The 12,086-nt window shown below is 53.3% G+C and carries 13 protein-coding genes and 1 pseudogene; 10 read left to right on the top strand and 4 right to left on the bottom strand.

All coding sequences use genetic code 11. The features are described 5' to 3' along the window. Window positions 1–473 precede the first annotated feature (473 nt). Window positions 474–701, bottom strand: a pseudogene (locus tag ACQY1L_RS17395) (transposase); the annotation flags it as partial. Between the two features lie 398 nt (window positions 702–1,099). On the opposite strand from ACQY1L_RS17395, the gene ACQY1L_RS17390 reads away from it, so the two are divergent. The 6 genes from ACQY1L_RS17390 (at window position 1,100) to ACQY1L_RS17365 (ending at window position 5,407) form a co-directional block, all read left to right on the top strand. After that, entirely contained in the window at window positions 1,100–1,450 is a 351-nt protein-coding gene (locus tag ACQY1L_RS17390) for a hypothetical protein (protein ID WP_430245073.1), read from the top strand. Continuing rightward, window positions 1,447–1,962, top strand: a complete 516-nt coding sequence (locus ACQY1L_RS17385; protein WP_430245071.1) for an XRE family transcriptional regulator — start codon at window positions 1,447–1,449, stop codon at window positions 1,960–1,962. The genes ACQY1L_RS17390 and ACQY1L_RS17385 overlap by 4 nt, the downstream gene beginning before the upstream one ends. Before the next feature lie 4 nt (window positions 1,963–1,966). Further along, window positions 1,967–2,317 carry a VOC family protein gene (locus ACQY1L_RS17380; RefSeq protein WP_430262084.1) on the top strand — a complete coding sequence of 117 codons (351 nt, stop codon included), beginning with the start codon at window positions 1,967–1,969 and terminating at the stop codon, window positions 2,315–2,317. Window positions 2,318–2,385: 68 nt separating this feature from the next. Beyond that, window positions 2,386–2,757 (top strand): TIR domain-containing protein, encoded by a 372-nt coding sequence (locus tag ACQY1L_RS17375; RefSeq protein ID WP_430245067.1) that lies wholly within the window; start codon window positions 2,386–2,388, stop codon window positions 2,755–2,757. A 22-nt stretch (window positions 2,758–2,779) separates the two neighbouring features. Further along, window positions 2,780–3,763, top strand: coding sequence for a caspase family protein (locus ACQY1L_RS17370; protein ID WP_430245065.1), 984 nt, complete (start codon window positions 2,780–2,782; stop codon window positions 3,761–3,763). A 591-nt stretch (window positions 3,764–4,354) separates the two neighbouring features. Next, window positions 4,355–5,407, top strand: a complete 1,053-nt coding sequence (locus tag ACQY1L_RS17365; protein WP_430245063.1) for a metallophosphoesterase family protein — start codon at window positions 4,355–4,357, stop codon at window positions 5,405–5,407. A gap of 205 nt (window positions 5,408–5,612) precedes the next feature. Here ACQY1L_RS17365 and ACQY1L_RS17360 read toward each other — a convergent pair whose 3' ends face one another. Both ACQY1L_RS17360 and ACQY1L_RS17355 read right to left on the bottom strand, forming a co-directional pair. Then, a complete protein-coding gene (locus tag ACQY1L_RS17360) occupies window positions 5,613–6,365 on the bottom strand; it encodes a hypothetical protein (RefSeq protein ID WP_430245061.1) in 753 nt (250 codons plus the stop codon). A gap of 56 nt (window positions 6,366–6,421) precedes the next feature. Next, complete coding sequence (locus ACQY1L_RS17355) at window positions 6,422–7,450, bottom strand: hypothetical protein (RefSeq protein ID WP_430245059.1); 1,029 nt, start codon at window positions 7,448–7,450, stop codon at window positions 6,422–6,424. 343 nt (window positions 7,451–7,793) lie between these two features. Between ACQY1L_RS17355 and ACQY1L_RS17350 the strand changes: the two genes are divergently transcribed. Together ACQY1L_RS17350 and ACQY1L_RS17345 are read left to right on the top strand one after the other, a co-directional pair. Further along, window positions 7,794–9,494 carry a GmrSD restriction endonuclease domain-containing protein gene (locus tag ACQY1L_RS17350; RefSeq protein ID WP_430245057.1) on the top strand — a complete coding sequence of 567 codons (1,701 nt, stop codon included), beginning with the start codon at window positions 7,794–7,796 and terminating at the stop codon, window positions 9,492–9,494. Between the two features lie 64 nt (window positions 9,495–9,558). Next, complete coding sequence (locus tag ACQY1L_RS17345; protein ID WP_430245055.1) at window positions 9,559–11,046, top strand: cobaltochelatase CobT-related protein; 1,488 nt, start codon at window positions 9,559–9,561, stop codon at window positions 11,044–11,046. A 7-nt stretch (window positions 11,047–11,053) separates the two neighbouring features. Here the strand turns inward: ACQY1L_RS17345 and ACQY1L_RS17340 are convergent, their stop codons facing one another. After that, window positions 11,054–11,293: a hypothetical protein gene (locus ACQY1L_RS17340; protein ID WP_430245052.1), complete on the bottom strand. Its 240-nt coding sequence runs from the start codon at window positions 11,291–11,293 to the stop codon at window positions 11,054–11,056. Between the two features lie 11 nt (window positions 11,294–11,304). On the opposite strand from ACQY1L_RS17340, the gene tnpA reads away from it, so the two are divergent. Both tnpA and tnpB read left to right on the top strand, forming a co-directional pair. After that, window positions 11,305–11,694 (top strand): IS66-like element accessory protein TnpA, encoded by a 390-nt coding sequence (gene tnpA / locus ACQY1L_RS17335; protein WP_430241034.1) that lies wholly within the window; start codon window positions 11,305–11,307, stop codon window positions 11,692–11,694. Then, window positions 11,691–12,044: an IS66 family insertion sequence element accessory protein TnpB gene (gene tnpB, locus ACQY1L_RS17330; protein ID WP_430241035.1), complete on the top strand. Its 354-nt coding sequence runs from the start codon at window positions 11,691–11,693 to the stop codon at window positions 12,042–12,044. Before tnpA ends, tnpB begins: the two co-directional genes overlap by 4 nt. Window positions 12,045–12,086 lie beyond the last annotated feature (42 nt).

Here is a 12,086-nt window from a genome sequence, read left to right as displayed (position 1 = left end):
ATTGTTCGAATTCAGAAGGCTTTGCGATCAACTTCCATCGTCCTGTCTAGTTCATTCCCGTCACCTGCTCAGACTGAAGCAGCGATATCGCCAATCGAGCGCCAATGCTTCGCTGAGCACCGTCGTTGCTACGACGCGTGCCTTGCGACAGGAATAGTAGAACGCTCTTCTCGAACCAAACCCTCCGTCTTGAAGGGATTCGAAACATCGACCAACCGCGTCTTGGAGATAAATGGCTGAAAATGGAGCCGAAGATGCATACTGACGGAACAAGCGGCATCGGCGATCGGGTAACCAATCCTCGAGAAATCGAATTTCATTGCGCTTGCCCTGAATGCCCTGCCGCTTGCTGATAAGGCGACCTGCAGGTTCCGATACAAGGAAGGGGCTGGGCAATTGCTGCTTGTAGGTTTCCGAATGCCTAGCACAACCTGTTTCTACTCCGCACAGGCGGACCAAGGCCCGTGATCGTTTTTTAGTATGTAGCGCTCCTCGGTGACACGCTCCAATTCCTTTTTAAGCTGCCTGATCTCGTCGGCGTGGTCGCTGCCTTGGTTGCCAGACACGGAGGAGAACTTCTTCTTCCACTTATAGAGTGAGTGCGGGCTCACACCCAGCCGCTGCGAAACCTCCGCAACCGGATAGCCCCGTTCCGTGATCTGACGCACCGCGTCCCGCTTAAAATCATCGCTGAATTCGATTTGCTCATGATGCTCTTGCCTCAATTAGGAAAGAAGGCGTCTACAAATCTCGGGGCTATTCAATCGCACTCACACGAATACCTGGGACTAGCGACGCGCTCATCCACCTAATCGGACGTCAATGTCCGCACTCGAAAAAAACCCCTGCAAACCATGGAAACTGTGCCGGACCGAGGACACATCACTCCCTTCGCCGCAACCAAACTCATTGACGATTCGGGAGAGTTTCTTACAGTTGTCCCGCTCGGCAAATACAATCAGGTTGCTTAGTATTTTTCGTGAAATGGATCACGAGCATGGTGTGCTTTGAATCCTCTTACCGGGCCATTACCTCAATATACCCTCCAGGGTATTTTTTGAAGATATACCTTGCAAGGTATAGTGAAGAGGATTAGCTTATGAAGGACAGGCAAGAGCGCCTGACGATTTTTCTAGCCCGCCTGGAGGCCTGTGCTCCGGCTGCAACGCAAGAGGAGGCTTATTCGATGCTCTGCTCAACGCTGGATCAGGTCGAAAATGAGTTCTCAGGTGTGCCTGCTTATAACGGAGGGGCTTACGAGGATGGTCGAATGTACCCACCGCAAGCCGATAGCGCGAGGGACGTGGTTGGTCGTAGTGATTTGACCCGGCTTAGATCGCGATCCCACAATACGTACATCGCTATAAATGGAGCGATCCGGATTGAGGACATAAGCAAGAATGTGCTCTTGGAAAAATCTGGAGCCAACGGAAAGAAGCTCGAACTATGACAACGACAATCGCACTCCTGAACGATACGGTCATTGGTCTTGAAAAGTTGGGATTCACTGTTGAGGTGGATAGCCCAAAAGATCCTGACGGCGAGTCTTTCCTCGATATCGCCAAGGGAGAGTTCAGCACGCAAATCTCATTTCGCCCGGGAGTGGGCCTTGGGGTCTTCATCTCTGAACCAGCTTTTGGTCAAAGGCCGGATGAGATTTATCGTAGCGCTGAGAAGGCGGTTCAACGCGCTGACCAGCTTTTCCAGCAATTCGTGAAATCGGGCACTGTTGGGTATCTGTCGCTCCTCGAAATGAGAGAGTTGAACAAGCTCTCCCAAGTTGAGCTGGCAAACGCTCTTTCGATCAAGCAGCCGTCGGTAACTAGGATCGAGAAGCGAGAGAACGTCAAAATTGACACGTTGGCCAAACATGTTGAGGCTATGGGCGGAAGATTAGAAATGAGAGTCTTGTTCGACGAAATGGAGGCCAGATTGGAGCTTCCTGCTCTGAAGGTTGGCTGATCGGATGCAGGCTCCCCTACTCAATCTCATTGTTATTCGCGCGAGCAACCCTCCCGAACTAGCAGAGTTCTATGGGAATATGGGCTTCGAATTTCAATCGGAGCGGCACGGGACAGGCCCTGAGCACCTCTCGTCACATGTGGGAGGATCGGTTTTCGAAATCTATCCCAGGACGCCCGCTTCTGCGGATACGACTGCGGTAAGGCTTGGGTTCATAGTCGACTCCATAGCTAGGGTCCTTCAGAGACTTGGATCTCACGCGGATATCGTTTCGGCACCAAGGATTTCCGAGTGGGGAACTCGATGTGTTCGGCGAGATCCCGAGGGGCACAAGGTTGAGCTTTTAGAAGCTTGACTGCAAAAAGGCCAACGTCACAGAGTTCAACTAGATATAAAGATTGCGTACTGAGGGAGGGCATCAACTTGGCCGACAAAAAGGTACTATTTATTGCGTTTGCGATTGAGGATGAACGGCAGCGAGACTTCCTAAAGGGGCAAAGCTTGCACCCACGCGAGCCTTTCGAGTTTGTCGATATGTCCGTCAAGGAGCCGTACGATAAAGACTGGAAAGACCGCGTGCGCACTCGAATCAAGCGGTCCCATGGTGTGATAGTGCTCGTGAGTAAGAACTCTTCCACATCTACCGGTCAGAAGTGGGAAATCCAGTGCGCCAAGGAAGAGGAAAAGCCGATACGGGGCATCTGGGCTTATTCGGATGATCGCTCGACCATTGCGGCGATAACAACGGTCGCGTGGAGCGACGCCAACATCAGCGCGTTCATCGATAGTCTGTGAACTCATGGAACGAAGGAAAGCATTGATAGTCGGCATCGACCATTACGATGCCTTTACTCCGCTGCAGGGTTGCGTAAACGACGCTCGATCAGTTGCTGCAGTTCTAGGTCGGCATTACAACAACGATATCAATTTTCAGACACCAAAACTGCTTTTGGGTGAAGACCAGTACGCCTCGGTTTCTCGTCGAGAGCTTCGCTCGTCAATCGAAGCGCTGTTCGATGACGATCCCGATATCGCCCTCCTCTATTTTGCTGGCCACGGGTTCATTGACGGTGCTGGTGGCTATCTCTGTTCTAGCGAATGTCAAGACGGAAGCGATGGCGTCCCTCTCGTGGACGTGGTGAATTTTGCCCGGAAGTCAAAAGCGAAGAACAAGATCATCATTTTGGACAGTTGCCACGGCGGCATCCTTGGGAATTATCAGGCGGATACAGGTACTGCCGAAATTGATGAGGGAATGACGCTGCTGACGGCCTCGTCGGAACAGCAGTATTCGTTTGAGGGTGGAAATGGTGCGCCCGGCGTTTTCACAAATCTGCTGGTCGACGCGTTGGAGGGTTCCGCAGCCAATCTCGTCGGAGACATTACCCCTGGCAGTGTCTATGCGCATATTGATCAATCGCTGGGGGCATGGGGCGGACAGAGGCCGGTCTTTAAAACAAATGTGAAATCGTTCGTTTCATTGCGGAAGGCCAGACCACCTCTCTCGACCGATGACCTTCGCCTGATTTCAACAATCTTTCCCGACGCCAAAAAGCAATTTCCGCTCGATCCGACCTTCGAACCCGAGCGATCCGACGAACAGAAGCTTGATCAGTCCATTCCTCCGCCGGACCCCAAGAATACCAAGATCTTCAAAATCTTGCAGGCCTACGCTCGCGTGAGCCTGGTGCGTCCGGTGAACGCTGAGCACATGTGGCATGCAGCGTGGTACAGTAAGTCTTGTGAGCTAACGATTCTCGGGCATCACTATCATCGTCTGGTTTCGAAGGGCCTCATTTAAGGGAGCAGAGCACACTTTGCCGATCTCAACACGAGCGGAACTCTTGGAAGCCTTGGCGTCAATAGAGCACGACAGGTGGTCCCATTGGCAAAAATACCTGCACTCAAAAGCGGAAAGGCAACCTGACGGGTCTCTTATGATCGCTGCGGAAGATGTCGAACGTTGGGAAAAACAGATGAATTCTCCATACCAAATCCTGACGGAGGAAGAGAAGGACAGTGATCGGAAACAGGTGATGAATTACCTTCCGGTCGTTGAGCGCTGGTTCTCGGAGAATGGAGACAAGGCGTGAGCGCTGACACCGAAACATTCAGGGATCCGCTTATTTCTGTTTTTCAGTCCACCGTGACGGAGGTCGCGAGCCGGATAGATGGGGCGACCACGCTCAGAAGCAGGCGACCGCAGCATTCGGCCGGGTCTCAGCTACCTCAGATTGCGGCTCAGATTGCACGAAGGGAGATTGGGCTACCCGAGTCTCCCCCGTCGCCGGGCATTCGGGGTCTATCAAAAACGCAGACAGCCTCTCTTTGCGCTGAATTGGCATGGCGGTACGTGAAAGCGGCGGCTGTGGGCGATGGGTCGGCTCTCGTCTTGGTCGAAGCGGACTATATAGGCAGTACCTGCGACGCCGCCTGGCTATCCACCCTTAAAGAGTATCACCGCTATTTCGGCATATCGGGCGACAAAGCAGCCATTCCATATATCCGAGCGGCGGATGTCGGTCCGCAAGTGATCGCAATTCCACCCGACGCTACACTTGGATTAGTGGCCGACTGGGGCACCGGTGCTGGACCTGCGCAAGAGGTCCTGATCGATATCGCCAAATTCGATCCGACGATCTTGCTCCATCTTGGCGATATCTATTACTCCGGTACGCCAGAGGAATGCCAAGCCAACTTTCTTGACCCTATTGATAAGCTCTACCGCAAGGGTCGGCAGAAACCGGTCTACGTGATCCCCGGCAATCATGACATGTACTGCGGCGGCCTAGGCTTCTTTGAGCTGATAAAGCAAATGAATCCAGAGCCCGTTGCCCAGCGAGGAAGCTTCTTTTGCCTGCGGTCGGAGGACGAAGCTTGGCAGTTCCTGGGAATCGACACGGGTCTCCACGACAATAGCCCCTACGCCGTCTCGGACGCCTTGACGTGGATCGAGGAGGACGAACTGGCCTGGCATTGCGACCGAGTTCGAGAGTTCAAAGGCAAAACGATCCTACTTTCACACCACCAACCATTTTCAGCCTTTGCACAGATCGGGCCAACCTCCCCTCAGGGCAAGAAAGCTGCGGCCAATCCGCATCTCATTAAGGCGTTTCAGACCATGGCGGCGCTTGGCAAAATTTCGGCTTGGTTCTGGGGCCATGAGCACACCCTGAGCATCTATCAGCCATTCAACGGAATTCAGCGGGGCCGATGCATTGGGCATGGTGCCATTCCGGTCCCAAATAACGACGACGTCTACAAAGTCGTGGATGAACTTGACGACGTACCAGCGTTGATCGACGGGACAAAGATGGGGACTGGTCCTCGGTTATGGAAACACGGGTACTCCCTGCTCTCTCTCGCAGGCGAAACGTGTCGAGCCGAGTATTTTGAAATCGGTTCGAAAGGCCGCAAAACAATATACGCGGAGACGCTGGATTAGTTTGGCGGCATCGACATCTTGACGAATTTAGACCCCCGGAATTCGTGTGCCCGGAGCGAAGCGGGCTGCAAGGCGACATGCTCCGGGTGAACGTGCCTGATGCCCCAAAAGGCGCGCTGAAATGATTTTGCGCAGGTCAGCAAGAATGCGAAACCGCGCGGCTAAAGCCGAATTCCCAATTGTGCGCTCCATCTTCGCAATCTTGTTAATTCGTCCACTGACTTCGAACGCCCGTCAGCCGCGTGGATAATTGCTTCTCTAGATCCGCCAAGCCCTCGCCATTGTTTAAATATTCAAGATACCGGTGATGCCGGAGATCGGCAGGTACGTCCCCGCCACTTTGCGTTATGGGGACCACGAGTTTTCCCAGAGTGTGCGCAATCCCGGCCTCATAAAAAACGTTGGGGTTTTTGCCCGAAAAATCACAGACGACAATGCGCGATCTGACGATCAAGCTGAAAATATCTTGCACGAGAACTGAATCTTGCCAGATGTCGTCAACCCGCAAGCATTGCAGACCCGCGGAACGAGCGGCGTTTTTTATGGCGTCGAAGACCCGGGCAAATTGAGGCGAAAAAGGCATCATCACTGAAACCAAATTCGGATCCTGACTTTCCTTGGGTATTTTGAAAACTGTTGGTTGGATATAGTAGCGTGGCCCCTCGGTAGCGGTACTCGAAAGAAGCGTTCCACCCCCCTCGAGGCTATCGACATATCTTTGGATCTCGCCAAAATTCGCAGCATCTTTCTCGATGATGGCATTGAGAACCGAGAGGACATTGCCTGCATAGTCATCGTCGCCAAAGGAGAGGCTTCTGAGCAGCCTGGGATGATGCCGAACCAGACTGTACGTGTCCGTTAGCGTTGCGAGTTCGATCCAGTTCGACTCCGAGAATGTAGCGGCTATCTTATCCTTCAAAGGTAAAAGCGCGCGTCGCATACTGGCATCTACGTACATCGAATACTCGCTGTGTCAGAGGTTTGAGGATGAACGGCCCTGGAATGACGAAGACCTTAGCTTCTCGCTAAGGTCGTTAGTCTCGCCGTCAGCTGACCCGTTAGCCCGGCCAACCCTTCCCCGTTGTTCAGGTAGTGAAGATACCGATGTTGCCTTAGATCGAATGGAACGTCATCATGAGACTGAGTTATCGGCACCACATGGCGGCCCAACATGTGAGCGATACCGGCCTCGTAGAAGACGTTCGGATTCTTTTCGCTGAAATCACATACCACGACGTGTGAGCGGTAAATCAGACTGAACAAATCTTGCATTAACACCGAATGCTCCCAGATGTTGTCAGCCCTCTGTGTATGCATCCCGGCCTTATTTGCGGCGTCAGTGATCGCGGAGTACACCGGATCAAATGGTGATTTGAACGGCATCATGACTGATACCAGCTTATTATTAATCGGCTGGGCCGGTATTTCAAAAAACTGGGGCCGCACCAAGATCCCCGGATTTTGATGCCTCGTCTGAGACACAACATATGGTGCGTATGGACTGACGCTAGTCCTCTTCATAAGCTTCGAGCGATCTAGAACGTTCAACAGATCGACGTTCTTTACGGCCCAGTGTGTCCGATGCCCCTCAAGCTGGCGGGACCCGAGCCGGATATCGAGCGCGGGGGCAAGGTCAATTATATTTGCAAATGGAATCTCTTGAACGAAAGGGTCGAACGAAAATTGGACGAAAAGGTTTCCACCGACGCGGCGAACCTCGTCAAGCCAACCGAGACGTGCTCCCTTTTCGTTTGATCGCTCATACCAAAAAAGCGTCGGTAAGGATTTCAGTAGGCTTAGGGCATCTTCATCGAGACGTTCAAACCGTTCAACGACTTCAGCGTCTGTGTATTCGCCCAAACGCCCGCGCTCAATCTCCCAGGTTGTTCCGTCAAACGCCGTATCAAGCCCGCTCATCAGCAAATTGTACATGTGGCCCAGCAATCTAAAAATGATCACGCGGCAATGACCTTCGCCGGGCGACGCTTTCGTTCTCATAACGATTTTGCACGAGTTCAGTCGGAAATCAGCCGCGATCTGCATGATGCCACAGCTCTCGCCCCTCTGCCCACAGGATTTAGGCAGTTGGCGACGAGCCCCATGCTTGCTTAGCCAAGTTGTGTCGCATCCAGCGATGAGTTGCCCGCAACCCGATCTTATTTTCAGATGAATACGTTCCCTTTTTACAGACCGAGAGGTCTGCGCCATTTACGATTTCGGCCGCTCTCTCAAGAACTCGTGTGAGGGCAGTCAATCGGGCTTCCGCACGCTTTCTCCACTACCGTTTCGGCGGCCTTCACCTTTCCCAACAATCCAGCCTGTTACTGCTTCAGGCTTCCACCCAAAGTTGCTAACATCCTACGGGAATCACCGAGAGGAGAAGTTGTTGTCAGTCACGCAGCTCGTTCAGGAAATTGATAACGGCGACATCGTTTTACCCGCGATACAGCGAAATTTCGTTTGGGGCGAAGAGCAAGTCGCCGTTCTTTTGGATTCTCTGTTCAGGGGATATCCGGTTGGAATCGCGCTTCTGTGGGAGACGTACTCGCCGATCCAAATCCGTCGGTTCGTCAGGGATCATCACGTCGACGCCGTTCACAAGTTCAGCGACAATCCCAACGGAACTCGTATCCGAATGGTCCTCGATGGGCAGCAGCGGTTGAACTCGCTCTATGTGGCGCTGAAGGGCACTTACAGCGGGCGAGCGCTCTATTTCGACATCCTCAGTGGAAGGCACTCTGACGATTATTCCGAGCAGAAGTACCGGTTTAAGTTTTTTGATCGTCAACGGGCAAAAGCAGAAAACGAGGCTGAACACACCGGTGCTGCTTCCGCATCACACTGGCTCCTGCTTTCAGAAATTCTCGCGTTAAACCCCATGGAGGTAGCTCGATTGCGGGCGTCAGTTGCTGAGTTTCTTGGACTTGGCGAGGAGGAGAAGCTCCGTGTGGAGGTCAACCTTGCCACAGCAAAGTATGCCCTCTCCGACAATACGGAGTTGCTGAAAACACAAATAATCGATGCGAACCTTCCCGTAGAAAGCACCCAACGAAAGACCGTATTCGATATTCTAGAGATTTTCGTGCGGGTGAACCGCCAGGGCGTCCCACTCAAGCGTTCGGATCTCATTGTAAGCATGTTGCGTCTGTATTGGCCGGACGCGAGCGAATTGATCCCGAACTTTCTTGCAGAGCTGAACGCAAAAAGTGGGCTGTCTTTCGACAACGACTTCGTCATCCGATGCATGTTTTGCGTGGCGGGCCTGGGGACGCGGCTTGACTTCGACCTGTTGCGCGACAGGGGTAACATCGAAAAAATTCGGAGTAGTTATGCTCGGTGCTTCGACGCGATACGCTCATCGAGGGATTTCGTTCGCCAAGAATGTAAAATTGACAACATCAAGTATCTAGGCGGCATTAGCACTCTCGTCCCCGTGGTCTATTATATCTTCCACTCGCCAAGCAACGTTGTTCCGCTCACGGCAAAAACGGACCTTACGCGGGCTATCTACCTATTTGCCTTCTCAAAGGTGTTCTCGCAGCATGTTGAAAGTCGGACTGCGGCGTACGTTCGGGAGGTATTCGACACCGCAGATATCAAAGCTGGGAGGAAATTTCCGCTGAAAAAGAGTATTCAGCACGTTGGATGGAAAACGAACATGTGGTCCCCCGACCGCCAGTTTTTTGGCAGCAACCGGGAACTGGCTCTTGCACTCTTGCAGAACTACGCGGGGGGTACGGTTGCGTTTTCCGGGAACATTCCAGAAATCGACCATATCTTCCCCAAAGGGACTTTAAGTGAGAAGAACGTCGATTGGGCAAAAATCGACGACCTCGCCAATTTCTGGTTTCTTCCTCGCGGGATCAATCGAAATAAGAGCGACAAGCATCCCCGCGAGTTCCTCAAGCCAGTTGATGACGCTCTGCTAGAAGAGGCATTGATCGAACGGAGCATGCTTGATTACCGCAGGTTCCAGCAATTTCTAAACGACCGCGGCGAAAAGATTGTCAACAGGCTGCAAAGACGCACGAAACTCTCACTCAAACTCTTTGAATCCGCTGATGATGAGGACGAGACAATAGTTTGAACAAAATGACTGAATCAGTCGCCATCTCAAACGCGAACTTTCCTCCGCTCAATAAAGGCCATCAGTGAACGACACCGATCCTATTGCTTTTCTTAGCTATGTCAGAGCCGACGACGATCACGAGCGCGGGAGGATCACAGCGCTTCGTATGCGCTTGGAGGGCGAGGTACGCATGCAGACGGGACGCCCGTTTGCGATCTTCCAAGATAAAAAGGACGTACTCTGGGGCCAGCAGTGGCGCGAGCGGCTGGATTCCGAGCTGTTTAATGTGACCTTCCTGATCCCGATTATCACTCCCAGCTATTTTCGCAGCTCAGCGTGCCGAGACGAGTTCGAAAAATTTGCAATAAGAGAGAAGCAGCTCGGAAAAGACACGCTGATCCTTCCGATCTATTACCTCGAGTCTGATGAGATCAACGAGGCTGGAGCCGAGAATCCTGATGGTATCGCTGCCATCCTCTTGCAACGGAATTGGGCTGACTGGAGAAGCCTGCGTTTCACTCCCATCGAAGCTCCAGAGGTTGAGCAGTCAATCGCGCAGATGGCCCGGACTATAAAAACAAGTATGAAGTCGCTGGAATCGGAAATTCGAGCGTCGGACGAACAGCATAAGCAGCCGACGCCTCCAACGCCGCCGCCCGAAACTTCCTACTCTCTTGATATGACTGACTACTCTCCGGAGATCCCTGAGATGTTAACACCAGGCGGAACCAGAAAACCGTCTTCTATTCGTTCTGCCTATTACGCCTACACCAAGGCCCACGACGAGATCATCGGTGCAGAGGAATTAATTGACAACGACAGCGAGATTAAACATCGAGCTCTGATCTCCCGGAAAACAAGAGCTCTTAAGAAGGGCCACAGCGGACCCATCTTGGAAGCAAGATCGACGTTGAAATCCCTTGCTATCACCAATCCGCCGGTCGTTATCTTCTTGGTAGATAACTCTGGAAGCCTGAGAGAAGAAGACCGAATCCCCCTGGTAGCCGCGTGGCTTCAGGTCATAGTTGAGGTTCTTGAGGAAGCAGCGATCCCAAGTGAAATACTCGGCTTCACAACCAGGGCTTGGAAAGGGGGAGAATCTCGGGAGAAATGGCTAGCGAATGGAAGACCGAGCGAGCCGGGCCGTTTGAACGATCTGCGACATATCATCTATAAAGGTGCGGAGCGCGGAGCAACGGACACGCATGCTAACCTCGGTCTCATGGCCTCTGGCCGCCTACTGAAGGAAAATATAGATGGCGAAGCGCTTCTTTGGGCTTACGACCGCTCGCGGGAAATAGGGCAATCAAGAACCATCATCATCATGATCAGTGACGGCGCACCGGTCGATGACTCCACGTTGTCTGTCAATCCTGGCTACATGTTGGAAAAACATCTTCTTTCGACGATTAAATGGATGAGCGGAATCCCCGCGCTTCGCCTTTACGGCGTCGGTCTAGAGTTCGACACGAGCCGATACTATGCAGATGGCATACCCAAGACGACCGCGAAAGCCCTCGGGGTAGCTCTTCTAAAAGAACTTCCGATGTGGCTGTCCGAAGCCGACTAGCAGGCTGTTAAGGAAGTCTCTTTTCGGCCTTGAGGACGGCCTCTTCGCCGTTGTAACAGGCGAGCACGATCTCGATCACGCCATCATCGAGCAGTTCGGCGTGTCCGTCGCCGGAGACTTCGCCCATTTCATCAAATCCAGCCCACCTGAAGTGGACAGGGCCTTGGCTGTAGCGTAACCGCTGTTCTGCCCCCACATTGCCTGCAGCCGCCTGATCTGTGATCGACATTCCATGGATGAGCGACAAGGAGTTTCTCCATGGAGACTACGTTGGAGGTTCTCACGAAGCGACGGAGCCGACGGGAGGTTCACCGCCAATGGCCAGACGACATCAAGGCACGGATCGTTTCAGAGAGCTTGCGTCCGGGCATGACGGTGAACGAGGTCGCGGAACGTCACGGGCTGAAAGCCAATCATCTGTCGTCCTGGCGAACGCTGGCGCGGCAGGGCAAGCTGGTTTTACCGGAGCCGGAAGACGCAGTCGAATTCGCGGCCATGGTTGTCGAGATGCCCGCACCGGAGCCGCCTGCTGCCAAAGCAGTCTCCCGCGCCGAGATTCTCGTCGGCCCTGTCACCATCCGTCTTGAGGAAGGTGCGTCTGTTGCCCGGATCGCCGCCATCGCGCGTGCCTTGGCGGCGGCGACATGATCTTTCCATCGAACCGCGTTCGGATCATGGTAGCGACCAAACCAGTCGACTTCCGCAAGGGGCATGACGGACTGGCGGCGCTTGTGAAGAACGAGCTGCACAAGGACCCGTTCACCGGAACGGTCTTTGTGTTCCGGTCGCGCAAGGCAGACCGGCTGAAGCTGATCTACTGGGACGGCTCCGGTATCGTCCTGGCCTACAAGAGGCTGGAAGAGCACAGCTTCACCTGGCCCGGTATCAAGGATGGATTGATGACGCTGACCCACGCCCAGTTTGAGGCCCTGTTTGCGGGCCTCGATTGGCGGCGGGTTCATGCCGTCCAGACGAGAACGCCGGAGGCTATCGAATAGCTGCGGCATGATGACTCAGGGCGACGGATTCCGAAGGCAAAC

Origin of the sequence: Neorhizobium sp. DAR64862/K0K3 (assembly GCF_050500185.1) — a bacterium.
Classification (GTDB): Bacteria; Pseudomonadota; Alphaproteobacteria; order Rhizobiales; family Rhizobiaceae; genus Neorhizobium; species Neorhizobium soli.
This window is presented reverse-complemented; position numbering and strand designations above follow the sequence as displayed.

Coding starts and splice junctions, on each gene's coding strand:
- tnpB (WP_430241035.1), top strand. CDS start 11,691: ATGATCTTTCCATCGAACCGCGTTCGGATCATGGTAGCGACCAAACCA.
- ACQY1L_RS17355 (WP_430245059.1), bottom strand. CDS start 7,450: ATGCAGATCGCGGCTGATTTCCGACTGAACTCGTGCAAAATCGTTATG.
- ACQY1L_RS17360 (WP_430245061.1), bottom strand. CDS start 6,365: ATGTACGTAGATGCCAGTATGCGACGCGCGCTTTTACCTTTGAAGGAT.
- ACQY1L_RS17385 (WP_430245071.1), top strand. CDS start 1,447: ATGACAACGACAATCGCACTCCTGAACGATACGGTCATTGGTCTTGAA.
- ACQY1L_RS17380 (WP_430262084.1), top strand. CDS start 1,967: ATGCAGGCTCCCCTACTCAATCTCATTGTTATTCGCGCGAGCAACCCT.
- tnpA (WP_430241034.1), top strand. CDS start 11,305: ATGGAGACTACGTTGGAGGTTCTCACGAAGCGACGGAGCCGACGGGAG.
- ACQY1L_RS17390 (WP_430245073.1), top strand. CDS start 1,100: ATGAAGGACAGGCAAGAGCGCCTGACGATTTTTCTAGCCCGCCTGGAG.